The sequence below is a fragment of the Pararhizobium mangrovi genome (assembly GCF_006516965.1).
Taxonomy (GTDB): Bacteria; Pseudomonadota; Alphaproteobacteria; order Rhizobiales; family Rhizobiaceae; genus Pararhizobium_B; species Pararhizobium_B mangrovi.
Window position 1 is genome coordinate 43,523 of record NZ_VHLH01000003.1, and the last position, 21,840, is coordinate 65,362.

24 protein-coding genes and 1 tRNA gene are annotated in these 21,840 nt (G+C 65.1%); 18 read left to right on the forward strand and 7 right to left on the reverse strand.

Features of this window, described 5'->3' with window-relative positions:
- The 5 genes from FJU11_RS02745 (at position 1) to FJU11_RS02765 (ending at position 6,223) form a co-directional block, all read left to right on the forward strand.
- A complete protein-coding gene (locus tag FJU11_RS02745) occupies positions 1-1,179 on the forward strand; it encodes a UxaA family hydrolase (protein WP_141165490.1) in 1,179 nt (392 codons plus the stop codon).
- Between the two features lie 96 nt (positions 1,180-1,275).
- A complete protein-coding gene (locus FJU11_RS02750; protein ID WP_141165491.1) occupies positions 1,276-2,238 on the forward strand; it encodes a tripartite tricarboxylate transporter substrate binding protein in 963 nt (320 codons plus the stop codon).
- A gap of 73 nt (positions 2,239-2,311) precedes the next feature.
- On the forward strand, positions 2,312-4,282 hold the full coding sequence (locus tag FJU11_RS02755; RefSeq protein WP_141165492.1) for a tripartite tricarboxylate transporter permease: 1,971 nt from the start codon (positions 2,312-2,314) through the stop codon (positions 4,280-4,282).
- A gap of 14 nt (positions 4,283-4,296) precedes the next feature.
- On the forward strand, positions 4,297-5,229 hold the full coding sequence (locus FJU11_RS02760; RefSeq protein ID WP_141165493.1) for a hydroxyacid dehydrogenase: 933 nt from the start codon (positions 4,297-4,299) through the stop codon (positions 5,227-5,229).
- Position 5,230: 1 nt separating this feature from the next.
- Positions 5,231-6,223: an Ldh family oxidoreductase gene (locus FJU11_RS02765; RefSeq protein ID WP_141165494.1), complete on the forward strand. Its 993-nt coding sequence runs from the start codon at positions 5,231-5,233 to the stop codon at positions 6,221-6,223.
- 70 nt (positions 6,224-6,293) lie between these two features.
- Here FJU11_RS02765 and FJU11_RS02770 read toward each other — a convergent pair whose 3' ends face one another.
- A complete protein-coding gene (locus tag FJU11_RS02770; RefSeq protein WP_141165530.1) occupies positions 6,294-6,797 on the reverse strand; it encodes an outer membrane protein assembly factor BamE in 504 nt (167 codons plus the stop codon).
- Positions 6,798-6,927: 130 nt separating this feature from the next.
- On the opposite strand from FJU11_RS02770, the gene FJU11_RS02775 reads away from it, so the two are divergent.
- The 6 genes from FJU11_RS02775 to FJU11_RS02800 all read left to right on the forward strand — a co-directional run bounded on the left by FJU11_RS02775 (position 6,928) and on the right by FJU11_RS02800 (position 11,457).
- On the forward strand, positions 6,928-7,479 hold the full coding sequence (locus FJU11_RS02775) for a ubiquinol-cytochrome C chaperone family protein (RefSeq protein ID WP_141165495.1): 552 nt from the start codon (positions 6,928-6,930) through the stop codon (positions 7,477-7,479).
- A 2-nt stretch (positions 7,480-7,481) separates the two neighbouring features.
- Positions 7,482-8,054, forward strand: coding sequence for a YceD family protein (locus FJU11_RS02780; protein WP_141165496.1), 573 nt, complete (start codon positions 7,482-7,484; stop codon positions 8,052-8,054).
- A 195-nt stretch (positions 8,055-8,249) separates the two neighbouring features.
- On the forward strand, positions 8,250-9,308 hold the full coding sequence (plsX, locus tag FJU11_RS02785; protein ID WP_141165497.1) for a phosphate acyltransferase PlsX: 1,059 nt from the start codon (positions 8,250-8,252) through the stop codon (positions 9,306-9,308).
- Positions 9,309-9,318: 10 nt separating this feature from the next.
- Positions 9,319-10,290: a beta-ketoacyl-ACP synthase III gene (locus FJU11_RS02790; RefSeq protein ID WP_141165498.1), complete on the forward strand. Its 972-nt coding sequence runs from the start codon at positions 9,319-9,321 to the stop codon at positions 10,288-10,290.
- A 154-nt stretch (positions 10,291-10,444) separates the two neighbouring features.
- The gene (locus tag FJU11_RS02795; RefSeq protein ID WP_141165499.1) at positions 10,445-10,783 is read left to right on the forward strand and encodes an integration host factor subunit alpha; all 339 of its coding nucleotides are present in this window, start codon (positions 10,445-10,447) and stop codon (positions 10,781-10,783) included.
- Between the two features lie 107 nt (positions 10,784-10,890).
- The gene (locus FJU11_RS02800; RefSeq protein ID WP_141165500.1) at positions 10,891-11,457 is read left to right on the forward strand and encodes a MerR family transcriptional regulator; all 567 of its coding nucleotides are present in this window, start codon (positions 10,891-10,893) and stop codon (positions 11,455-11,457) included.
- Positions 11,458-11,622: 165 nt separating this feature from the next.
- Here the strand turns inward: FJU11_RS02800 and FJU11_RS02805 are convergent, their stop codons facing one another.
- The 3 genes from FJU11_RS02805 to FJU11_RS02815 form a co-directional block, all read right to left on the reverse strand.
- Positions 11,623-11,958 carry a hypothetical protein gene (locus FJU11_RS02805; RefSeq protein WP_141165501.1) on the reverse strand — a complete coding sequence of 112 codons (336 nt, stop codon included), beginning with the start codon at positions 11,956-11,958 and terminating at the stop codon, positions 11,623-11,625.
- Between the two features lie 209 nt (positions 11,959-12,167).
- Positions 12,168-12,401 (reverse strand): hypothetical protein, encoded by a 234-nt coding sequence (locus FJU11_RS02810; RefSeq protein ID WP_141165502.1) that lies wholly within the window; start codon positions 12,399-12,401, stop codon positions 12,168-12,170.
- Between the two features lie 55 nt (positions 12,402-12,456).
- A complete protein-coding gene (locus FJU11_RS02815) occupies positions 12,457-12,750 on the reverse strand; it encodes a DUF982 domain-containing protein (protein ID WP_181408020.1) in 294 nt (97 codons plus the stop codon).
- A gap of 288 nt (positions 12,751-13,038) precedes the next feature.
- Here FJU11_RS02815 and FJU11_RS02820 point away from each other — a divergent pair.
- Together FJU11_RS02820 and FJU11_RS02825 are read left to right on the forward strand one after the other, a co-directional pair.
- A tRNA-Pro gene (locus FJU11_RS02820) sits at positions 13,039-13,115 on the forward strand.
- Positions 13,116-13,167: 52 nt separating this feature from the next.
- The gene (locus FJU11_RS02825; protein WP_141165504.1) at positions 13,168-13,416 is read left to right on the forward strand and encodes a hypothetical protein; all 249 of its coding nucleotides are present in this window, start codon (positions 13,168-13,170) and stop codon (positions 13,414-13,416) included.
- Between the two features lie 54 nt (positions 13,417-13,470).
- Here the strand turns inward: FJU11_RS02825 and FJU11_RS02830 are convergent, their stop codons facing one another.
- A complete protein-coding gene (locus FJU11_RS02830; protein WP_141165505.1) occupies positions 13,471-15,018 on the reverse strand; it encodes an undecaprenyl-phosphate glucose phosphotransferase in 1,548 nt (515 codons plus the stop codon).
- Positions 15,019-15,358: 340 nt separating this feature from the next.
- Here FJU11_RS02830 and modA point away from each other — a divergent pair, with 340 nt between their 5' ends.
- From modA to FJU11_RS02850, 4 genes are all read left to right on the forward strand, one after another.
- Positions 15,359-16,126 (forward strand): molybdate ABC transporter substrate-binding protein, encoded by a 768-nt coding sequence (gene modA, locus FJU11_RS02835; RefSeq protein WP_141165506.1) that lies wholly within the window; start codon positions 15,359-15,361, stop codon positions 16,124-16,126.
- A gap of 39 nt (positions 16,127-16,165) precedes the next feature.
- The gene (modB, locus tag FJU11_RS02840; RefSeq protein WP_141165507.1) at positions 16,166-16,852 is read left to right on the forward strand and encodes a molybdate ABC transporter permease subunit; all 687 of its coding nucleotides are present in this window, start codon (positions 16,166-16,168) and stop codon (positions 16,850-16,852) included.
- Positions 16,849-17,955: a molybdenum ABC transporter ATP-binding protein gene (modC, locus tag FJU11_RS02845; protein WP_141165508.1), complete on the forward strand. Its 1,107-nt coding sequence runs from the start codon at positions 16,849-16,851 to the stop codon at positions 17,953-17,955. The genes modB and modC overlap by 4 nt, the downstream gene beginning before the upstream one ends.
- 86 nt (positions 17,956-18,041) lie before the next feature.
- Positions 18,042-18,380: a winged helix-turn-helix domain-containing protein gene (locus FJU11_RS02850; RefSeq protein ID WP_141165509.1), complete on the forward strand. Its 339-nt coding sequence runs from the start codon at positions 18,042-18,044 to the stop codon at positions 18,378-18,380.
- A 51-nt stretch (positions 18,381-18,431) separates the two neighbouring features.
- Here FJU11_RS02850 and FJU11_RS02855 read toward each other — a convergent pair whose 3' ends face one another.
- The gene (locus tag FJU11_RS02855) at positions 18,432-18,635 is read right to left on the reverse strand and encodes a heavy-metal-associated domain-containing protein (protein WP_141165510.1); all 204 of its coding nucleotides are present in this window, start codon (positions 18,633-18,635) and stop codon (positions 18,432-18,434) included.
- 165 nt (positions 18,636-18,800) lie between these two features.
- On the opposite strand from FJU11_RS02855, the gene FJU11_RS02860 reads away from it, so the two are divergent.
- Complete coding sequence (locus FJU11_RS02860) at positions 18,801-21,332, forward strand: heavy metal translocating P-type ATPase (protein ID WP_268935184.1); 2,532 nt, start codon at positions 18,801-18,803, stop codon at positions 21,330-21,332.
- Between the two features lie 117 nt (positions 21,333-21,449).
- Here the strand turns inward: FJU11_RS02860 and FJU11_RS02865 are convergent, their stop codons facing one another.
- On the reverse strand, positions 21,450-21,767 hold the full coding sequence (locus FJU11_RS02865; RefSeq protein ID WP_141165511.1) for a hypothetical protein: 318 nt from the start codon (positions 21,765-21,767) through the stop codon (positions 21,450-21,452).
- Positions 21,768-21,840: the final 73 nt, after the last annotated feature.

Below are 21,840 nucleotides of genomic sequence, written 5' to 3' on the forward strand. Positions count from 1 at the left end.
ATGGCATCCACCTATTCAAATCTGACCTTCGACGGCTACCGGCGTGAAAACGGCCGGGTCGGCGTGCGCAACCACGTCGTCATCCTGCCCGTCGACGACATTTCCAACGCGGCCTGCGAGGCCGTGGCCAACAACATCAAGGGCACCATCGCCCTGCCGCACGCCTATGGCCGGTTGCAGTTCGGCGAGGATCTCGACCTGCATTTCCGCACCATGATCGGCACCGGCGCCAACCCGAACGTCGCCGCGGTCATCGTCATCGGCATCGAGCCTGGCTGGACCAAGCGGATCGTCGACGGCATTGCCGAGACCGGCAAGCCCGTCGAAGGCTTCTCGATCGAGCAGAACGGCGACCTGAAGACCATCATGGACGCTTCGCGCAAGGCGAAGGAGTTCGTGCAGTGGGCGACCGAACTTCGACGCGAGGAGTGCCCGATCGGCGATCTGTGGATCTCGACGAAGTGCGGCGAGAGCGACACGACCACCGGTCTCGGCTCCTGCCCGACGGTCGGCAACATGTACGACAAGCTCCTGCCGGAGGGCATCTACGGCGTCTTCGGCGAGACCTCCGAGATCACCGGCGCGGAACACATCTGCAAGGCGCGCGCCATCAATCCGGAAGTCGGCGAGCGCTGGTACCAGATGTGGAAGGCCTATCAGGACGACGTGATCGAGCCATTCAAGGTCAACGATCTTTCCGAATCGCAGCCGACCAAGGGCAACATCGAAGGCGGGCTGACGACCATCGAGGAAAAGGCGCTCGGCAACCTCGAGAAGATGGGCAACAACCAGTTCCTCGACATTCTCGATCCGGCGGAGCAGCCGAAGGGCGGCAACGGCCTCTACTACATGGATACGTCGTCGGCCGCGGCCGAATGCGTGACGCTGATGGCGGCCGGCGGATACGTCATCCATACCTTCCCGACGGGGCAGGGCAACATCGTCGGCAATCCGATCGTGCCCGTCGTCAAGATCTCGGCCAACCCGCGAACGGTGCGCACGATGAGCGAGCACATCGACGTCGACGTCACCGGCATCCTGCGCCGCGACATGACGATGGACGAGGCCGGCGACGCGCTGATCGAGAATGTCCGTCGCACGGCGAACGGGCGGCTGACCGCCGCCGAAGCGCTCGGCCATCGCGAGTTCGTCATGACGAAGCTTTACCGCAGCGCGTAATTTCTAAAGCGGTAAAATAAAAGGAAACAGGATTGCGTGTGGAAGGAGGAAGCCACGTGCAGTCTTGTCCGGCTCGGAAAACCACTGGAGGATCTCATGTTCAAACGACGTTCTTTCGTCGCTGGCGCGGTCGCTGCGGCCGCGCTTGCGGCGAGCCCTGCGCTGGCTCAGGACGATAACTTTCCCACGAAATCGGTCGACTACGTCATTCCCTTCGGACCCGGCGGCGAGTCCGATGTCGCGGCCAGGATGCAGCAGCCCTTCTTCCAGAAGGAGTTCGGCCAGGATCTCGTCATTTCCTACAAGGAAGGCGGCGGCGGCGCCGTCGGCTGGTCGAGGCTGAACGGGCTGAAAGGCGACGGCTACACGGTGATGGGCGTCAATCTGCCCCATATCATCATCCAGCCCGCACAGAAGAACGTCGGCTACAAGACGGACGATATCGTACCGATCTACTGGTTCCAGTTCACGCCGAACGCGATCGTCGTGCCGGCGGATTCGAAGTTCAAGACGCTGCAGGACCTCATCGACTTCGCGAAGAAGAATCCCGGTCGCGTGACCATGGCCGGCACGGGCAAGGGCACCGCCAACCAGCTCGCCGCCACCCAGTTCGACGACCTTGCCGGCATCAAGACCACCTATGTGCCGTTCAAGGGCACCGGTGCGGCGATGACGGCGGTTCTCGGCAACCAGGTCCAGGCGGAGTGGGGATACACCACCGTCGGTGCGGCGCAGGGCGACAAGGTGCGGCTTCTCGCCGTCGCCATGGACGAACGTCATCCGCTCTTTCCCGATGTCCCGACCCTCAAGGAGAAGGGCTTCGACATGACCGGCGGCGCCTATCGCGGCATTGCCGTGCCAAAGTCGGTGTCGGAAGAGCGCCGCAAGACGCTTTCCGACATGTTCGCGAAGATCAATCACGACAAGGACTTCAGAAAGAAGATGCTGGATGCGGGCTTCGCGCTGATCGACGTGCCCTACAGCGACATGCAGTCCTTCATGGACAAGCAGAAGAAGCAGGATCTTTCTGCAGCCAAGGATGCAGGCATCCTGAAATAGGCGTGCGCAAGCGGGTCTATACGCCGGGCGGCCATCGCCCGGCGGCTCTCTTCGATCAATCCAGGGAAAACCCATGCACGGCCTGGACAATTTCGTCGATGCGCTGACGCCCATCAATCTTGCCTTCGCCCTGTTCGGCGTCGCCGCGGGAACGATCATCGGGGCCATCCCCGGCCTGACCGCGACCATGGCGGTGGCCGTGCTCGTTCCCCTGACCTTCACGCTCGATCCGGCCTCGGCACTGATCCTCCTCGGCGCGATCTATACCGGGGCGATCTACGGCGGGGCCTATTCGGCCATCCTTCTCAATACGCCCGGTACGCCGTCGGCCATTCCGACGACGTTCGACGGCTACCCGATGGCAAAGCAGGGCAATGGCGATCTGGCGGTGACGCTGTCGTGCCTCGCATCGGTCGTCGGCGGGCTCGTGGGCGCGGCCGCGCTGCTCCTTCTCGCGCCGCCGCTTTCCAACGTGGCGCTCGCCTTCGGCCCGGTCGAATATTTCTGGCTGGCGATCTTCGGTCTCTCGCTGATCGCGGCCCTTTCGGAAGGCAACGTCTTCAAGGGGCTGGCGGGCGGTGCCTTCGGCCTCCTTCTCTCGACGATCGGCGTCGCGGAAGTTTCCGCCGACGTGCGGTTGACCTTCGGCATCCATATCCTGCTCGGCGGTATCGAAGTCGTCGCCGCGCTGATCGGCCTCTACTGCATTCCGGTGCTGATCGACCTCGCGGCCCATTCCGAACGGCATCTCGATCTCGAGGATTCGCCGCGTGGCTTCCGGCTCGCGGAAGCGGTCCGCGTCATGGTCGCCAACAAGTTCAACGTCGCGCGCTCGTCGATCATCGGCACGATCGTCGGCATCCTGCCGGGCGCCGGTGGCTCGGTCGCGGGTCTCGTATCCTATTCGGAAGCGCGACGGACCGCGCGCGCGGACCAGCGCTACGGGTCCGGCGAGCCGGGGGGCGTGATCGCGTCGGAATCGGCCAACAACGCGACCGTCGGCGGCGGCCTCATCCCGACGCTGGTGCTCGGCATTCCCGGTACACCGCCGGACGCGATCATTCTCGGCGCGCTCCTCGTCCAGGGCGTGCACATCGGCCCGACGCTCTTCGCCAACCAGGGTGCCATCGTCTATACGTTCGTCTGGGGGCTCTTCCTGGCGACGGTGCTGATGCTGCCGGTCGGCCTCCTGATCGGGCGCTACGCCTACAAGTCGATCCTCAACGTTCCGAAGCCGCTTCTCGTTGCCGGCGTCGCCTTCATGACGATCATCGGTTCCTACGCCATCCGCAACAGTTCTGCGGACGTGGCGATCATGGTGATCCTCGGCCTGGCGGGCTGGGTCCTGTCGCGGTTTCGCTTTTCCGTCTCGCCGATCGTGCTCGGGCTCATCCTCGGTCCGATCGCCGAGCAGGGCTTCGTGCAGGGATGGACTATCGGCTCGGCCATCGGCAACGTGCCGGCGATGTTCTTCGGGCGTCCGCTGTCGCTGGCAGTAATCGCCTTCACGCTGCTGACGCTCCTGTGGCCGGTCTACCGTGCGCGGCGAAACCGCGTCGCGATGGCCGCAGGCGACGAAGCGCCCGCCATCGAGCGCAGCGGTCCGCAATGGGGCAGTGCCGCCATCTCCGTCCTCCTGATCATCTTCGGCCTGCTCGCGCTCAACGACGCACGCGGCTACACGGACTCCGACTCGCTGGTCTTTCCCGTTACCGTCGCGATCGGCCTGATCGTATTTGCCGGCATCGTGCTCGTCCGCTCTCTGCTGGGGCTCGGCGAGGCGAGCGAGGGGGACGGCGGATCGTTTCCCCGCCGCGCCATCCTCGTCCTGACGATGCTCGCATGTGCGCTGCTCATGGAAAGCTTCGGCTTCGTCGCCAGCTCGATCGCGCTCTTCGTCATCCTGACGCTCGTCGGTATGCACGAGCGCTGGACCGTGCGCACCGCCGTCATCTACGCCATCGCCGGGCTGGTGATCGTCTTCGGGTTCACCTGGCTCTTCCGCTCCGTGCTCGGCGTGCCCTTGCCCGTCATGAGTCTTTGAGAGGAACGCACATCGTGAGCGAAATCATCATTACCGAGTTCATGGACGAGGCGGCGGTCGCGCTGCTTTCGGCGCGGCACGACACGCTCTATGACCCGTCGCTCGCCGACCGCCAGGACGCCATTCCCGAAATGGTCGCCGGTGCCAGGGCGCTGATCGTGCGTAACCGCACGAAGGTCGGCACGCCGATCCTCGAGGCGGGCGAAAAGCTTGCCTGTGTCGGCCGGCTCGGCGTCGGGCTCGACAACATCGACGTCGAGGCCTGCCGTGCACGGAGTGTGGCTGTCTATCCTGCGACGGGGGCGAACGATCTCTCGGTCGCCGAATACGTCATGACGACGGCCGCCATGCTAATGCGCCACGCCTATCTTTCCACGAAGGACGTGATCGACGGCAAATGGCCCCGGCAGGCGCTTGCCGGCGGGGAACTGGCCGGACGCACTCTTGGCCTTGTCGGCTTCGGCTCGATCGCGCGCGAGATCGCGTGGCGCGCGCACGCGCTCGGCATGACCATCCTCGCCTACGATCCGTTCTGCCCGCCCGATCACGAAGCCTGGCGTCTCGCCCACAACGTTTCGCTCGACAACGTTCTGGAATCTTCCGACGTCGTTTCGCTCCATACGCCGCTGACGGATCAGACGCGCCATCTCATCGATGCGGCGAACCTGGCAAAAATGAAGCCGACCGCCGCGTTAATCAACGCGGCGCGCGGGGGGATCGTCGACGAGACGGCGCTTGCCGAAGCGCTGAAGGCGGGCAAGCTCGCGGGTGCGGCGCTCGACGTCTTCGAGACCGAGCCGCTGACGGCCGAAGCGGGTGAGAAGTTCGCCGGCATCGCCAATCTGGTGCTGACGCCGCACATCGCAGGCGTGACCGAGGAATCGAACGTTCGCGTCAGCCGGATGATCGCCGAAAAGGTCCTGTCGCATCTCGAAGGGAACGCGTGACATGCAGGTGATGAAGGCGGATGCCCTCGAGGCATCGATCACGCAGGCACTCCGCCGTTCGCGGACCGGGGAGACGAACGCCCGTTCGGTCGCCTCGGCGCTCGTCGCGGCGGAACTGGCCGGGCAGGGTGGCCACGGTCTGCGGCGCGTTCTCGCCTATTGCGCTCAGGCCCGATCCGGCAAGGTGGACGGCTTTGCCGAACCGAAGGCCGAGCAGACGCGTCCCGGCGCGCTCGCCGTCGATGCGGCGAACGGTTTCGCTTATCCCGCACTCGATCGCGCGATCGACTGGTTGCCGGAAGCCGCGCGCACGCAGGGTATCGCGATCGCAGGCATCCGCCGTTCGCACCATTGCGGGGTGGCCGGAGTTCCGGTCGAACGGCTGGCCGAAGCCGGCGTCGTCGCACTGCTGGTCGCGAATTCACCCGCGGCGATGGCGCCCTGGGGCGGACGACGCGCGCTCTTCGGAACCGATCCGATTGCTTTCGCAGCACCGCTGGAAGGCGGCGCTCCGGTGGTCGTCGACGTGTCGCTTTCGAAGGTGGCTCGCGGCAGGGTCATGGCGGCTTCCCAGAAAAGCGAGCCAATTCCCGAAGGCTGGGCGCTCGACGCCGAAGGCCGGCCCACGACGGACGCCGATGCCGCGCTCGCCGGCACCATGGTGCCGCTCGGCGATGCAAAGGGCACGGCGTTGGCGTTGATGGTGGAACTGCTTTGCGCCGGGCTGACCGGTGCGAACTACGGCTACGAGGCAAGTTCCTTCTTCGATGCGACGGGCAATCCGCCCGGCGTCGGCCAGACTCTGATCGCCATCGACCCGACGGCTTTTGGGAACAACGCGCTCGAACGCTTCGCCGTCCTTGCCGGCGAGATCGAGTCGATGGACGGCACGCGCGTACCCGGCCGCCGCCGGCAGGAGATTCGCCGCCGTCTCGCAGCCGAGGGAATCCCGGTCGATCCGGACCTGATTGCGAAGATCGAAGCGCAGGAGTGACGCGCTACGGCCCTCGGTTCGGGGATCATCCCAAACCGAGGGCGCTAAAATTGTACAGCTCCGAGATTCTTTAGATCGCGCCCGGCGTCTGTTGCTGCGCGCCCGGCAGTGTCGGCTTCGTCGAACCGCCGGAAAGGAGCTGGCCGAGGAAGGTCTGTTCGCTTCCGCCGGTCGGGCTGGTGCGCGAGATCATGTCGAAGACGTGGCCGTCCTTCAGCGTATAGTTGGCAATGCGCGTCACCGTGCCGTCGCTGTCGAAATAGACGGCGAGGACGCTCTGGCTGACGACGTGCGACTTCATGAAGGCGAACGGCTGGCTGCGCTTCTGCGTGATGTAGTAGAACACCTCGTTGCCGAAGGTCGCCTTCGTCGAGGGCGAGCCGAGGGTCAGCAGCACCTGCTCGCGGCTCGACCCGACGGGCACGAGCTTCAGAGCGTCCTGGTCGACGACGTAACCGCTGGTATAGGTCCGCGAGGCGCACCCGGCGACACCGGCCGCCAGCGCGGTTGCCATCAGGACCGTGCCGGCCGCGGCCGTCGCCCGTGTCTTGAAATCCCGTCCGCTCAACGACATCTCCTTCGGAAAACCCTGCGGATCGCGCCATTGCGTTTCGCGCTCGCTTGGGTAAACCAGCCGCATCCGGTATGCAACACGCGGAGGGGCGACGAAGTCCCGCAACCGGTGCGTTTGCGAGGCGTCTTCAATGATTTTCGGGCTTTTCGGGGGCAGGCGGCGCAACGCGAACCGGCGTATCGTCACCACCGTCTACGAGACGCTGACCGCCGCGGCCCGTGCACCGGCCTTCTACACCGCGATGAGCGTGCCCGATTCGGTGATGGGCCGCTTCGAGATGCTGGCCGTCGAAATGGTGCTCTTCCTGCGTCGCACGCGCGGCGGATCGGTGGAAGTCGAAGCGATCGCGCAGGAGGTGGTCGACGAGTTCTTCCTCGATCTCGACCATTCCATCCGCGAGATCGGCATCGGCGATGTCGGTGTTCCCAAACGCATGAAGAAGTTCGCCCGCATGTTCTATGGGAGAGCCGAAGCCTACAGTGCGGCGCTCGACGCGCGCGATACGTGGGCTCTGGCCGACGCCCTGAAGCGTAACGTACACCCCGAGAACGAGAACGCACCGGATATGCTTGCGTTGGCGCACTACATGACGGCGACGGAAGACGCGCTTGCCGGGACGCCCGACGCGGCGATCCTTTCCGGCGAACTCACCGTTCCGCGACCGAAAGACGACGAGGAATAGACATGGGCGGCTATGGCGGCAAAGGCGAAGCGGGCGGGTACGAAACCTTTTCCCACCGCGTGCGCCCGGAGCATCTCGGCGAAGGCACGCAGACCGTGCAGCTTTCGGCGAGCGAGGCCGATCGCGCGCGCCTCGCGGACGAATGGGGCGTGCTCGGCGTCGAACGGCTGGACGCGGAACTGACGGTCAGGCGCTGGCGTCGCGACGGCATCCGTGTCGAAGGTCGGGTCACCGGCGACCTCATGCAGGAATGCGTCGTCACGCTGGACCCGGTGAAGACCCGGCTGGACGAGACGATCGAAGCGCTTTTCGTTCCGCAGGGTTCGCGCAACGCCGGCGACGCGCCCGGAAGCGAAGGCGAGATCGTCGTGGATCCGGAGGCGCCCGATCCGCCGGAGACCTTTTCGGGCGACGCGCTCGATCTCGCAGACGTCGCCCGCGAGTTCGCAGCGCTCGGCATCGATCCCTATCCCCATGTCGAGGACGTCGCCTTCACCGACCATGTCGAGGACGAGGCGGGCGAGGAAGAATCTCCCTTCGCCGCCCTCCGGCAATTGCGCAAGGGCGACGGCTGAAAGCCCGAGACGTCGGCACGAACGCGGACCCCGTTCCCGCACGACGGAAAACGCCGGCCGTTCCTCCGCATTGCGAAGAATGATTTCGAGGACCCGGCCCCCGTGACAATTAATCGGTTGTGCCGGAAGGTGAATCGACTATTTTCGGGCCACTTTCGCATTCACGAGGGGCCCGGTCGGGCCGAAGAGGATCGTGTGATCACAGTTTCTGTCGATGCCATGGGCGGCGACCACGGCCCCGAGGTCGTGCTTGCCGGCGCCGCGAAATCGCTGGAGCGTCATCCCGATCTGAACTTCGTCCTATTCGGCATCGAGCAGGAATGCCTGCCCATCCTCGAGCGCTTTCCGGCCCTCAAGGCGAAGAGCCGCTTCCATGCGTGCGATCGTGCCGTGCAGATGGACGAGAAACCGAGCCAGGCGCTGCGCCATGGCCGCGGACATTCCACCATGTGGCGTGCGCTGCAGGCGGTGAAGGACGGCGAGGCGGACGTGTGCGTTTCTGCCGGCAATACCGGCGCGCTCATGGCCATGGCGAAGTTCTGCCTGCGCACCATGACGAACATCGAGCGCCCGGCGATCGCCGCCATCTGGCCGACGCTTCGCGGAGAGAGCATCGTCCTCGACGTCGGCGCCACGATCGGGGCGGAATCCCGCCAGCTCGTGGATTTCTCCGTCATGGGTGCCGCGATGGCGCGGGCGCTCTTCGAGGTCGAGCGGCCGACTGTCGGCCTGCTCAATGTCGGCGTCGAGGAGGTCAAGGGCCAGGAAGAGGTGCGCGAGGCGGGACGGCTTCTTCGCGAGGCAGACCTCAAGTCGCTCGAATATACCGGCTTCGTGGAGGGTGACGACCTCGGCAAGGGAACGGTGGACGTCGTCGTCACAGAAGGGTTCGCCGGCAACATCGCGCTGAAGACCGCGGAGGGCACGGCGCGCCAGATCGCGGAATACCTGCGTTCGGCCATGTCGCGCACGTGGCTCGCCCAGGCCGGCTATATCCTGGCGAAGAGCGCCTTCGATCGGCTGCGCGAGAAGATGGATCCGCGCAAGGTCAATGGCGGCGTTTTCCTCGGCCTCAATGGCGTCGTGATCAAGAGCCATGGTGGTACCGACGCCGAGGGGTTTGCCGCCGCCGTCGATGTCGGCTACGACATGGCCCGCAACGATCTCAGAGCCAAGATCGATACCGATTTGAACGAGTTTCACTCCCGCCGACCGGCCGAGACCGTGGCGCAGGAAGTGCGCACTGCCGGTTAGGAAGTAGAGTATGATTCGATCAGTGGTCGCCGGTTTCGGAGCGTCTTTGCCGAAACGCGTGATGACCAACCGCGATTTCGAGGGGCTGATCGAGACTTCCGACGCCTGGATCCAGCAACGCACCGGCATCCGAGAACGCCATATCGCAAGCGAAGGCGAGACCACCGCCTCGCTCGGAGAGGCGGCCGCGCGCGCCGCGCTCGATCGCGCCGGGCGGTCCGCCCAGGACGTCGACCTGATCATCGTCGCGACGTCGACCCCGGACAACACGTTTCCCGCGACCGCCGTCAACATCCAGCAGCGTCTCGGCATCCATCACGGTGCGGCCTTCGATCTGCAGGCGGTGTGCACCGGGTTCGTCTATGCGCTGACGACGGCCGATCTCTATCTTCGCGGCGGCATGGCAAAGCGCGCGCTCGTCATCGGTACGGAGACCTTCTCGCGGCTCCTGGACTGGGACGATCGTACGACTTGCGTCCTCTTCGGCGACGGTGCCGGTGCCCTGCTGCTCGAAGCGCAGGAAGGCGGTGGCCACACGGACGACCGGGGCGTGTTGACGGCGCATCTGCGTTCCGACGGTGCCCATCGCGAAAAGCTCTACGTCGACGGCGGACCTTCGACGACAGGTACGGTCGGCCATCTGCGCATGGAGGGCCGCGAGGTCTTCAAGCATGCCGTCGGCATGATTACCGACGTCATCGAACAGGCCTACGAGGCGACGGGACTCGGCTCGAACGACATCGACTGGTTCGTGCCCCACCAGGCCAACAAGCGCATCATCGACGCCTCGGCCAAGAAGCTCGGCATCGCCCCGGAAAAGGTCGTCATCACCGTCGATCGGCACGGCAACACATCGGCGGCGTCGATCCCGCTTGCGCTCGCCGCGGCGGCCGGCGACGGGCGCATCCGTTCCGGCGACCTCGTATTGCTCGAGGCCATGGGCGGTGGTTTCACTTGGGGCTCGGTGCTTCTCAGGTGGTAGGGCGAAAGCCCGCCGGGACTGCCGACCTGTCGCGTATGCAGCAAATTTCGTCGCAATTTCCGCCGCTTGCTTGACCGCCGTCACCGGGGCTCCTAATCTGATCAGGCATCCGGCGTAGCGGATGCCGGCCTATAGGATCGAGCGGGTGGGTGCCATGAGCGGCAATACGGTGACGCGTGCGGATTTGGCCGAGGCGGTCTTTCGCAAGGTCGGGCTTTCGCGAAGCGAGTCCGCATCGCTGGTGGAGATGGTGATCGAGGAAATCTGCAACGCCATCGTCCGCGGAGAAAGCGTGAAACTGTCTTCCTTCGCCACGTTCCAGGTCCGCGACAAGACCGAACGCGTCGGCCGCAATCCCAAGACCGGTGAGGAAGTGCCGATCTCGCCGCGCCGTGTGATGACCTTCAAGGCTTCCAACGTGCTCAAACAGAAGGTGCTCGACGCCCATCGCGACCGGCTCGGCCCGCTCGACGAGACCCGCGCGGCCGAATAGGCGCTTGGCGCGAAAGCGGGGCATAGTTTCCGACTTCACTTGAAATCCGGCCCGCAAGGCGCCGATATGGTGCGCAAAGCACGATTCGTCCTGCCGGAGCCGGAGTTATGGACAAGAGCCCCGAAGCCTTTCGTACGATCAGCGAGGTCGCCGACGAACTCGACCTCCCGCAACACGTCCTGCGGTTCTGGGAAACGCGCTTCAACCAGATCAAGCCGATGAAGCGCGGCGGTGGCCGCCGCTATTACAGGCCCGACGACGTCGAGTTGCTGCGTGGCATTCGCCACCTCCTCTACGATCAGGGATACACCATCAAGGGTGCGCAGAAGCTCCTGCGCCAGAATGGTCCGAAATTCGTGATCGCGATCGGCGCGGGCGACGTGGAGACGGTCGAGGCGCTCGCTGCGAAGGCGGCCGAGGAAAAGGCGCGCAAATCCGCGCGGAGATCTCCGGAAGAAAAGACGAAGGCGCGCGAGCCCGAAGACGATCGCGACGACCAACTCGTCGGCCAGGCGAAGTCGCCTTCGAGCCGGCGCCTGTTCGGTTTCGGGCAGACGAGCGAACCTCCGGCGACCGGCGGCGGCAAGATGGCCGAGGACGATCGCGCGCTCCTTCAGGAAGCACTCTACGATCTGCTGGAATGCAAGCGCATTCTCGACCAGGCGCGTTCCTGAGCCCTCGCTCGTTGCTTCGCCAATCCTGTGCGATTACCGGTTAGAGCGTCTCCGTTTCGCTTGGAGACGCTCTAAAGCTGCAATGCCATCCGGTCTGGAGTAGGTGGGTTTAACCTGTCACCAGTGCCTGTTTTGCACTTCGGTTAGATCGGCGGCCCCTGAGACCTATCGCAGGATGGGGCATCCGTATTCGTTGGCGAAACGCATCCGGCCGATCCCTCTGCGCGTATATCCCTCGACGACGACCGTACGTCCGACATGGACGACGCGCGGGCGATAGAAGCCGTAGCGCGCGGCGATGTCTTCGGCCTGACGGCCGTAGCACCTGCCGCGGTCGTAGCGGCGATACTCGCGATGGCGATAGCGCGGTGGGTTCGGATCGTAGGTGCGCACGCCGTTTGGCCCAATCTCGATGCCGAGGTTCTGGGCGAACGAAGGGGCGACCGAGCCGGCAAGGCTCAGCGCGACGATGACGGCGATCGACGACAGCTTGCTGAACATGACGTTTTCCTCGAACGATGCGTGCCGGTCGACTGCAAGGTGCCGTTGGCGGTTACCTCGCTCACAAGAATTCGATCCGACCACGATGTCCCAAAAACAACCGTCTCAACCGAAGGTTCCGGAACGCTGGCGGGTACGCCGTCACATCTCCTCACAACCGGATTCCGATCGTGAAACACGCGGAATCCGGCTGGTTGGTGGTCGAGAACCTAGCTCTCGGCCTCGATGACCTTTTCGAGCTTGTACTCCTCGCCTTCGCCGGGCTGGACGTAGACACGGCCTTCGCGCCCGCGCTTGCTGGAGTTCTGTGCCGAGAGGATCGCCGCGTCGATGGCGTCTTCGCGGGAATCGTAGCGCGGCATGTCGCCATCGCCCTGCTCGTTGTCCGAGCGCAGTTCCCACTGGCCCTGATGACGGGTTACGTAAAGAGTGTCGCGAGACATGGTCGTTCCTTTTCCCTGTTGATCTCGTTTTCGATTTTCGCGTCGGCAAGGATGGTCAGAAACCGGATCCGGCCTTTCGCGCGATCGCTTCTCCGGCTGCGAGCGGCACTTCGGCGAGACAGATGCAGGCGGCTTCCGCGTAGCTGGCGAAGCTCGCCCGTGCGGTTTCCGCACCGAGGTCGCCGCAGATCGCGGCACGGCAATCGCGAAGCGCGTCGCCGCGATGCTTCGACCATGCGGCGGATCGGTTTTCGAGAAAGGCGAGCGCTTCGCCCGCGCTTGCGACCGCCCGCTTGAAGCTGAGGCTGTCGAGAATGTGTACCGGTTCGCGAAAGGTGTCCTGCGTCATGGCCTTCGTACTCCTGATTTCATCCCGCGGTAGATGGACACGAAACGTCTCGACGCTGCGCGACCGGCTTACGGATGACATGCTGCCATCCGGCGCGGTCCGGGCAACGGCCGCGTGGGAGGAGGGGTTCCGTTCGTGCGCCATCTTTTTTCGAAGGCGATCGCCGGCGCGGCCGTCGCATTCGCGATGCCGGTATCGTCCATGCCGAAAATTTCCGGGCCGACGCGCCGGATCATGGCTTGCGAAGGTGCTTCGAAACCCCTAGGAAAAAGCGTCGTCTCGACGGTTCGGAGCGTAGCGCAGCCCGGTAGCGCACTTGACTGGGGGTCAAGGGGTCGTGGGTTCGAATCCCGCCGCTCCGACCATCGAGCCGCAACCCGCGATCATCGCCTCGCGAAGCGACCGGACGGACAGGTCATGACTTCGAGAAAGCCCATTTCCACGGCTCCCACGGATGGAACCCGGGTCACGGTCTACTGGACCGATCACAATGGGACACTCAACGAATCGCTCGCGCATTACCGCTCGCTCAATCGGCTCGAGAAGGCCGGCGGGGACTGGTCGGCTGCCGACGAGGGTTGGTGGACCTTCGTGGATAACGATACGCAGAAGCGCATCCATCCCGAAGAATGGCGACCGGACGGAACGGTCGACGACGACGCGTAAGGCCGCCCGTCAGGCGAGAAGCGAACTGCTGCACGTTCGCTCCATCAGCGTCGTTCAATACGCCTCGTTCAGGTTAAGAAGCCGGATCGGCGTCAGCAGCAGGATCTTCAGGTCGAAGAAGAGCGACCAGTTCTCGATGTAGTCGAGATCGAAGGCGGTGCGCTGGCGGATCTTCTCGTCGGTATCGGTCGGGCCGCGCCAGCCGTTGATCTGCGCCCAGCCGGTTACGCCGGGCTTCACGCGGTGGCGCGCGAAGTAGCCGTCGACGACCTCCGTATAAAGGCCGAAATCCGTCTGGCCGTCGACCGCATGCGGTCGCGGACCGACGAGCGAAAGCTCTCCGCGCAGCACGTTGATGAACTGCGGCAGCTCATCGAGCGTCGTCTTGCGGATGAACCGTCCGACCGGGGTCACGCGCGTATCGAAGCGCTTGACGAGGTTCTTCGCCGTCGGGTCGCACTGGTCGGTGTACATCGAGCGGAACTTTAGGACCTCGATGACTTCGTTGTTGAAGCCGTGGCGCTTCTGGCGAAAGAGGACCGGACCCCTCGACGTCGCCTTCACGGCAATCGCCGTCGCCAGCATGACCGGCCACAAGAGCGCGAGCAGCAGGACGGAGAAAACGATATCGAAGCTGCGCTTTGCGACATGGTCCCAATCGGCGATCGGCCGGTCTGCGAGGTCAAGCATCGGCACCTGGCCGACGTAGGAATACGAGCGCGAACGGAAGCGAAGCTGGCTCGCATGGGCTGCCAGCCGGATATCCATCGGCAGCACCCAGAGCGTCTTCATGAGTTGCAGCACCCGCGCTTCGGCCGTCAGCGGCAGGGTGATGATCAGCATGTCGATCCGCGCCAGACGGGCGAAAGACAGGAGGTCGCGCATGTTGCCGAGCTTCGGATAGCCGGCGACGAGGGACGGCGAGCGCGCATCCGAACGTTCGTCGAAGATGCCGCAGATGCGGATGTCGTTGTCGGGCTGGCTCTCCAGCCTGCGAACGAGATCGCGGGCCCGTTCGCCCCCACCGACGAGCACGGCGCGCCGTTCCATGTGGCCGTCGCGCGCCCAGCGCCGGATGATGCGTGCGAGCACGAAACGCTCGACCATCAGAAACGCGCAGCCGGCCGCATACCAGCTCGAAATCCAGGGCCATAGCCCGGCCCTCGAGCCGAGCACGAAGGCAAGCGTACCGACGAGCGCGAGCGCGACGGTCCACGCCGTGATCGCGCGCGGCAGCGTACCGCCGGGCGAGCGAAGGGCGTTGACCTGATAGCTGTCGGCGAGATTAAGGGCCAATGCGGCGAGAAGGCCGCCAGCGAAGATGGCAAAGACGGCCGGGTCGCGCGGAAGCGGCGTCACCGGAAGCAGCGCAAGAAGGCCAGAGCCGGCGATGGCGAAAGCGAGGAATTCGATGACGCGTACGATGCCGGTGACGAGCTTCGGCGAATGGCTCTCGTCGCGCAACTGCACCGCGGTGCGGTAGGCAAGCGGGTTCAGGTCCTCGCTCTGCGTCGCGGCTTCGCGGTCGTCGACGGTATTCCCGGGACCGGAATCGACCGGCTCGCTCGCATCGAACCCGCATGGTTCGGGCATCTGGTTCATCGGCTGGCTCTCCGTTCGCCGGCACGCATAGCATCCATCCACCTAAAAAAGCGTATGTGCAGCTGCCGGTTGCGCAAGGAAAGAGTGCCGAAACGGAACATCGGCGTCGTCGGCGCCATCTGTCTTGGATCGCCAGGCACGAGCACATGATGCCGCTCACTGGACCGAGCAATCGTTATAGCCGGGCGAGCATTTCGCGTGTCGCATAGGCGACGTTTGACGATGCATTTCTTTGTCCCAGCATGGTCATGTGCTTTCTTTCCGAATAGCTATATGTATGATCGAATATAACGAGGGCTCGCTGGGAGCCGCTCGGCACGGACGGAAGGGACATGAAGAAATGCTGAATCGCAGATCGTTCGGGGTTGGGATCGCCGCCGCTCTCTTTGCCTTCGGCACGCTCGCCGGACCCGCCATGGCGGCGACGGCACGCGTGGCGGTCGCCGCCAACTTCACGGCGGCGGCCAAGGAAATCGGTACGGCTTTCCAGAAACAGTCGGGCGACACGATCGATTTCAGCTTCGGCTCGACGGGGCAGCTCTACAACCAGATCTCCAACGGAGCGCCCTTCGACGTCTTCCTCGCGGCCGATACCAAACGGCCGAAGATGGCGCTGGACCAGGGGTATGCGGTAAAGGGAACGGACTTTACCTACGCGATCGGCCAGATCGTGCTCTACAGCACGGACGCCGACCTCGTGAAGGGCAAGCAGACGCTGACGAAGGCGGACTTCGACAAGATCGCCATCGCCAACCCGAAGACTGCGCCCTACGGCACCGCCGCTGTCCAGGCGATGAAGGCAATGGGCGTCTACGCCTCGTTGAAGCCGAAGGTCGTCCAGGGCAACAACATCGCCCAGACGTTCCAGTTCGTCGAAAGCGGCAATGCGGCGCTCGGATTCGTTGCGTTCTCGGAGGTCGCGCAGAGCGAGAAGGGCTCGCGCTGGGTCGTTCCTTCGGATACGTACGATCCGATCCGCCAGAACGCGGTCATCCTGAAGAACGGGAAGGGCAACGCCGTCGCCAAGGCGTTCGTCGATTTCCTCAAGGGGCCGCAGGCGGCCAGGATCATCAAGAAGTACGGCTACGCGACCGCCAAGGGCAACTGACGGACGCGGAATGGGCAAGGGCGTACGAAGGGGCGTGCGATGGAAGGGCTTTCGCCCGAGGTCTGGATTGCGGTTCGCCTGACGGTCGAACTCGCATCCATCACGACGCTCCTGCTCCTCGTTCTCGCAACGCCGCTCGCCTGGTGGCTGGCACGGTCCGACGCCTGGTGGAAAGAGGTCGTCGCGGCGGTGGTCGCACTGCCGCTCGTCCTTCCGCCGACCGTGCTCGGCTTCTATTTTCTCGTCGCGCTCGGCCCCGGCGGGCCGGGTGGCTGGCTTGCCGGCCTGTGGGGCGGGCGCACGCTCGCCTTCACCTTCGAAGGCTTGGTCGCCGGTTCCGTCGTCTATTCGATGCCCTTCGTCGTACAACCGATCCGCAACGCCTTCGAGGCCATGGGCGAACGGCCGATGGAAGTGGCCGCGACGCTTCGCGCTTCGCCGTGGCGGGCCTTCTGGACCGTCGCACTTCCGCTCGCGCGCCCGGGCCTGCTCACCGGCGCGGTTCTCGGCTTCGCGCACACCGTCGGCGAGTTCGGCGTGGTACTGATGATCGGCGGCAACATTCCCGGCGAGACCAAGGTGCTTTCCGTCGCGATCTACGATTTCGTCGAAACGCAGCAATGGCATGAAACCAACGTCATCGCTGGCGGCATGGTCGTCTTCGGATTCCTTGCCGTCTTCGCCATGATGCTCGCCGAAAAGCGCATGCGGCCCGCCGGCGCATGACCGAGACCGAAGGCATCGACGTCGCCTTTCGCGGCCGGCTCGGTGCGTTCGCGATGGATGTCGCCTTCAGCGTGCCCGGAAGGGGCGTGACCGCGCTCTTCGGCCCTTCGGGTTGCGGCAAGACGACGACGCTGCGCGCCATTGCCGGACTGCAGCGGCTCCAGGGCCGCTGCCGCGTGGCCGGCGAAATCTGGCAGGACGGCGAACGTTTCCTGCCCGCCCACCGACGCGCGATCGGCTATGTCTTTCAGGAGGCGAGCCTTTTCCCGCACCTGACCGTCGAACGCAACCTTCTCTATTCTCGCAAGGGGCAGCGGCGGCCTGCCGGGGAGGGAGAAAGCAGCGTCGACTTCGCGGAGGTCGTGGAACTGCTCGGGCTTTCCCGGCTTCTCGCTCGGCTTCCGCAGCGCCTTTCCGGCGGCGAACGCCAGCGGGTGGCGATCGGGCGGGCGCTGTTGTCCAGGCCGAGCCTCGTCGTCATGGACGAGCCCCTGTCGGCGCTCGATACCGAGACGCGCGACGAGATCATGCCGTTCCTCGAACGCCTGCACGAAACGCTGTCGCTGCCCATCCTTCTCGTCTCGCACGACATGGCGACCGTCGAACGGCTGGCCGACCATGTGGTGCTGATGAACGCGGGGACGGTACAGGCCGCCGGTGCGCTGCATGCCGTACAAAGCGATCCCGCACTGCCGCTTGCCGGCCGGCGCGATGCCGCCGTCAGCCTCGAGGCGCATGTCGAAGACTACGATGCGGATTACGGGCTGGCGACGCTTGCCGTGAGCGGTGCGCGCTTTCGGGTGCCGACGGAAGGCTTGCGCGAACTCGGAAAGCCGGTCCGCATGCGCCTTGCCGCCGGCGACGTGTCGCTGGCGACGAGCCCGTCGCCCGATACGACCATCCTCAACGTGCTTCCCGCACGCATCGCTTCGCACGCGGCCTCCGGGACGCATGAGATCATTGCCGTTCTTTCGCTCGGCCATGCGGGAACGGGGGCGCGAATCCTTGCCCGCGTCACGCGCCTTTCCTGGGAGCGGCTGGCACTGGCCGATGGCATGGCCGTCCACGCACAGGTCAAGAGCGTCGCTCTCGCACGGGCCTGAACGCCGATGCTTTGCCCGGGCGGCGTGCTCGTGTAGACCGTCTGGAACCTACCGGGAAGCCGCCGGCGACGAGGAGAATGCCGCCCATGCCTTCGCTCAGCCTGCGCATCAATCTCGATCCGAAGGGCCGTATCGGGCCGGGCAAGATCGCACTCCTCGAGCACGTCGCCACCTTCGGCTCCATCTCAGCGGCCGCGCGGGAGATGCGCATGTCCTACAAGCATGCGTGGGATCTGATCGAGGAGATGAACCGCATTTTCGGCAAGCCGCTCGTCGTAGCGCAAACGGGCGGGCGCAAGGGAGGCGGAACCGAGCTGACGCCGGCCGGCCTCGCGGTGACCGCCCGTTTCCGGGCGATCGAACGCGCCGCCGCATCGGCTGCCGAACAGCAGATGGCGGCGCTTCAGGAAGAGATCTCGGCCTGAAGCGGGCGAGGGCGGTTTACCGTCCCGATAGTGCGAAACGGCAGAACGCGCCTACGTGGCGAGCCGTTCGCTTTCGTAGCCGGCTTCGCTCATCGCAGCGCGCAGCCTGGTATCGTCTGCTTCGCTGTCGACGGCGACGGTGCCGGCTTTTAGATCGGCCGTTACCTTGGCCGCCGGGTCGACTTCGTGCACGGCCTTTTCGATCGCCGAGACGCAATGGCCGCACGACATGTCCGGAACGCGATAGGTCTGCATATCTGGTCTCCATTTCTTCGTTCGCCCATACAGATGGGCCTTCCAGCCACTGGAGGCTCAAGGGGTATGGTGAGAAAACTGCGTCGAACGGAACGCGGCGAAGGCCGGGCTTGACCTTCCAGTTGCTGGAAGGACTACCTTCCTGCGAAGGAAAGGAGACCGATCATGAGCGATGAAGCGGTTCTCGAACCAGCCGGCGACGAAGCGAGCGAATCCGGGCGGAACACACCCGATGGCACCCCTTACGCCATCCGCGTCGACGGAATGAGTTGCGCCTCTTGCGTGAAGCGGGTGGAAAAAGCGATCGCCGCCACGCCGGGCGTGGCCTCCGCAAGCGTCAATCTCGCGACCGAGCGCGCCGATGTCCGGTTCGAACGGGCGCCCGATCTCTTTGGGGTCAGTCAGGCGATCGAGAAGGCCGGCTACGAGCCGGTCGCCGACACCGCCGAACTGCACGTCGAAGGCATGAGTTGCGCGTCCTGCGTCAAGCGCGTGGAAAAGGCGCTCGCCAAGGTCCCCGGCGTACTCGAAGCTTCGGTCAATCTCGCAACTGAGAAGGCGACCGTGCGCCACCTTTCCGGCGCCGTCGCGATCGCGGACCTCGAATCCGCAGTGGCGCGGGCAGGCTACGAAGCCGAGCGCATCGGGGCGCAGGAAGACGTCCGCGACAAGCAGGCCGAAACACGCGAGGCGGAGATCCGCACGCTGCGCCGCAGCCTGATCGTCTCCGCAGCGCTCGCGATCCCGGTCTTTCTCCTCGCCATGGGCGATCACATGGTGCCGGGCTTTCATGCCTGGTTCGCCTCGACGTTCGGCGAAAGCACCAGTTATCTCGTCCAGTTCGTGCTGACGACGCTCGTTCTCTTCGGGCCCGGCCTTCGCTTCTATCGCCAGGGTATCCCGACGCTCCTGCACGGTACGCCGGACATGAACGCGCTCGTCGTGCTCGGCGCGAGTGCGGCCTGGGCCTATTCGCTCGTCGCGACCTTCGCGCCGTCGCTGCTGCCGGCGGGTGCAGCGCACGTCTACTACGAGGCGGCGGCCGTCATCGTCACCCTGATCCTTGCCGGCCGCTTCATGGAAGCGCGCGCGAAAGGGCGAACGGGCGATGCGATCCGCCGGCTCGCGGGCCTCCGATCGAAGACCGCTCGCGTGGTGCGAAACGGCGCCGAAGAGGAAGTCGATCTCGACGCCGTCGCGGCCGGCGATCTCGTCCGCGTACGCCCCGGCGAGCGCATCCCGGTCGACGGCACGGTGAGCGAGGGCTCTTCCTTCGTCGACGAATCGATGGTCACCGGCGAGCCGATACCGGTCGAAAAGCAGGCCGAGGCCGAAGTGGTCGGCGGCACGGTCAACCAGTCCGGGGCGCTCACCTTCCGTGCGACGCGCGTCGGTGGCGACACCATGCTTGCGCAGATCATTCGCATGGTCGAGCAGGCCCAGGGTGCGAAGCTGCCGATCCAGTCGATGGTCGATCGGGTCACCGGCTGGTTCGTGCCGGCCGTCATCGCCGTCGCGCTCGTCACCTTCGCGGCCTGGATGATCTTCGCTCCGGCGCCGGCCCTTGCGTTCGCGCTGGTCAATGCGGTCGCCGTACTCATCGTCGCCTGCCCCTGCGCGATGGGGCTCGCGACGCCGACCTCCATCATGGTCGGTACCGGCCGGGGCGCCGAACTCGGCGTCCTGTTCCACCGGGGCGAGGCGTTGCAGACCCTGCGCTCGGTGGAGGTCGTCGCCTTCGACAAGACCGGCACGCTCACCAACGGCAAGCCGGAACTGACCGACCTCGTCGTGGCCGAGGGTTTCGAGCGCGCCGAGGTGCTGGCTTGCCTTGCCGCCGTCGAGATGCGTTCGGAGCATCCGATCGGCCGCGCCATCGTCGAGGCCGCCGAGCGGGAAGGCCTGACGGTGGCGGAAGCCCGAAATTTCGAGACGACGACCGGGCACGGCGTGCGTGCCGTCGTCGATGGCCGCACGGTCGCGGTCGGCTCGCAACGGTTGATGGGCGAACTCGGCTTCGACATCTTGGGGTTTGCCGGCGAAGCCGAGCGGCTGGCCGGCGAAGGCAAGAGCCCGCTCTATGCCGCGATCGACGGCAGGCCGGCGGCGCTCGTCGCCGTTGCCGATACCCTCAAGCCGTCGGCGGCGGACGCGGTCGCGGCCCTCCACGATCTCGGTCTGTCGGTCGCGATGGTGACCGGCGACGATCGTCGCACTGCCGACGCGATCGCCGGAAAGGCCGGCATCGACGAGGTGTCCGCGGAGGTGCTGCCGGATGGCAAGGTCGAGGCGATCCGGGCTCTGCGAACGAACGGGCGCAAGGTCGCCTTCGTCGGCGACGGCATCAACGACGCGCCGGCGCTCGCGGAGGCGGACGTCGGCATCGCGATCGGCACCGGCACGGACGTGGCGATCGAGAGTGCGGAAGTCGTGCTGATGTCCGGGGATCCGGTCGGCGCCGTCAATGCGGTCGCGTTGTCGCGCGCAACGATCACGAACATCAAGGAAAACCTCTTCTGGGCCTTCGCCTACAACGTGGTCCTGATTCCGCTTGCCGCCGGTGCCCTTTACCCGATCTGGGGCGTTTCGCTGTCGCCGATGCTGGCGGCCGGGGCGATGGCCTGTTCCAGCGTCTTCGTGCTCGCGAACGCCCTTCGCCTCCGCGGGTTTCGCCCGGCGATACGCGAGGCGGGGTGAACGCCCGGCATCCGCATGATGTCGCGGATGGCACGAAAGCAAACGAAGAAGGCGCGCGGCATGAGCCACGCGCCTTTTTCGATATCGTCGTGTAGCGGGAAGACAGGGCCTTGTGGCCTACTGCTCCTGCACGCTGTTGCACAGATCGGAGACGTGATCCATGAAGCTCGCCTTCATCTGCTGGAAGTCGCTGCAGCTGTCGCGCACCGACTGCTGATCTTCCGAGGAAGCGTCGTTGTACATCTTCATCGAATCTTCCGACGAACGATACTGATCGCTGTCGTCCATGAAGACGTCGTGCGCGCCCTGCGTCATCGTCGAGCCGTTGTCCATCGTGCTGCCGGCCTGGGGGAACTGTCCGGAGCCGTCGTCGCTGTTCTGCGCGAGGGCAGGGGTTGCACCGACTGCAACACCGAGAAGGAGAGCGGTAGCCATTGCGGTAACGCGATTGGTCATCATTCCTCACATTGTATTCAATTGAACTTCTCGAACACGGTTCCAAACCGCG

Coding starts and splice junctions, on each gene's coding strand:
- FJU11_RS02745 (WP_141165490.1), top strand. CDS start 1: ATGGCATCCACCTATTCAAATCTGACCTTCGACGGCTACCGGCGTGAA.
- FJU11_RS02750 (WP_141165491.1), top strand. CDS start 1,276: ATGTTCAAACGACGTTCTTTCGTCGCTGGCGCGGTCGCTGCGGCCGCG.
- FJU11_RS02755 (WP_141165492.1), top strand. CDS start 2,312: ATGCACGGCCTGGACAATTTCGTCGATGCGCTGACGCCCATCAATCTT.
- FJU11_RS02765 (WP_141165494.1), top strand. CDS start 5,231: ATGCAGGTGATGAAGGCGGATGCCCTCGAGGCATCGATCACGCAGGCA.
- FJU11_RS02770 (WP_141165530.1), bottom strand. CDS start 6,797: ATGTCGTTGAGCGGACGGGATTTCAAGACACGGGCGACGGCCGCGGCC.
- FJU11_RS02775 (WP_141165495.1), top strand. CDS start 6,928: ATGATTTTCGGGCTTTTCGGGGGCAGGCGGCGCAACGCGAACCGGCGT.
- FJU11_RS02780 (WP_141165496.1), top strand. CDS start 7,482: ATGGGCGGCTATGGCGGCAAAGGCGAAGCGGGCGGGTACGAAACCTTT.
- FJU11_RS02790 (WP_141165498.1), top strand. CDS start 9,319: ATGATTCGATCAGTGGTCGCCGGTTTCGGAGCGTCTTTGCCGAAACGC.
- FJU11_RS02795 (WP_141165499.1), top strand. CDS start 10,445: ATGAGCGGCAATACGGTGACGCGTGCGGATTTGGCCGAGGCGGTCTTT.
- FJU11_RS02800 (WP_141165500.1), top strand. CDS start 10,891: ATGGACAAGAGCCCCGAAGCCTTTCGTACGATCAGCGAGGTCGCCGAC.
- FJU11_RS02805 (WP_141165501.1), bottom strand. CDS start 11,958: ATGTTCAGCAAGCTGTCGTCGATCGCCGTCATCGTCGCGCTGAGCCTT.
- FJU11_RS02810 (WP_141165502.1), bottom strand. CDS start 12,401: ATGTCTCGCGACACTCTTTACGTAACCCGTCATCAGGGCCAGTGGGAA.
- FJU11_RS02815 (WP_181408020.1), bottom strand. CDS start 12,750: ATGACGCAGGACACCTTTCGCGAACCGGTACACATTCTCGACAGCCTC.
- FJU11_RS02825 (WP_141165504.1), top strand. CDS start 13,168: ATGACTTCGAGAAAGCCCATTTCCACGGCTCCCACGGATGGAACCCGG.
- FJU11_RS02830 (WP_141165505.1), bottom strand. CDS start 15,018: ATGAACCAGATGCCCGAACCATGCGGGTTCGATGCGAGCGAGCCGGTC.
- modA (WP_141165506.1), top strand. CDS start 15,359: ATGCTGAATCGCAGATCGTTCGGGGTTGGGATCGCCGCCGCTCTCTTT.
- modB (WP_141165507.1), top strand. CDS start 16,166: ATGGAAGGGCTTTCGCCCGAGGTCTGGATTGCGGTTCGCCTGACGGTC.
- modC (WP_141165508.1), top strand. CDS start 16,849: ATGACCGAGACCGAAGGCATCGACGTCGCCTTTCGCGGCCGGCTCGGT.
- FJU11_RS02850 (WP_141165509.1), top strand. CDS start 18,042: ATGCCTTCGCTCAGCCTGCGCATCAATCTCGATCCGAAGGGCCGTATC.
- FJU11_RS02855 (WP_141165510.1), bottom strand. CDS start 18,635: ATGCAGACCTATCGCGTTCCGGACATGTCGTGCGGCCATTGCGTCTCG.
- FJU11_RS02860 (WP_268935184.1), top strand. CDS start 18,801: ATGAGCGATGAAGCGGTTCTCGAACCAGCCGGCGACGAAGCGAGCGAA.
- FJU11_RS02865 (WP_141165511.1), bottom strand. CDS start 21,767: ATGGCTACCGCTCTCCTTCTCGGTGTTGCAGTCGGTGCAACCCCTGCC.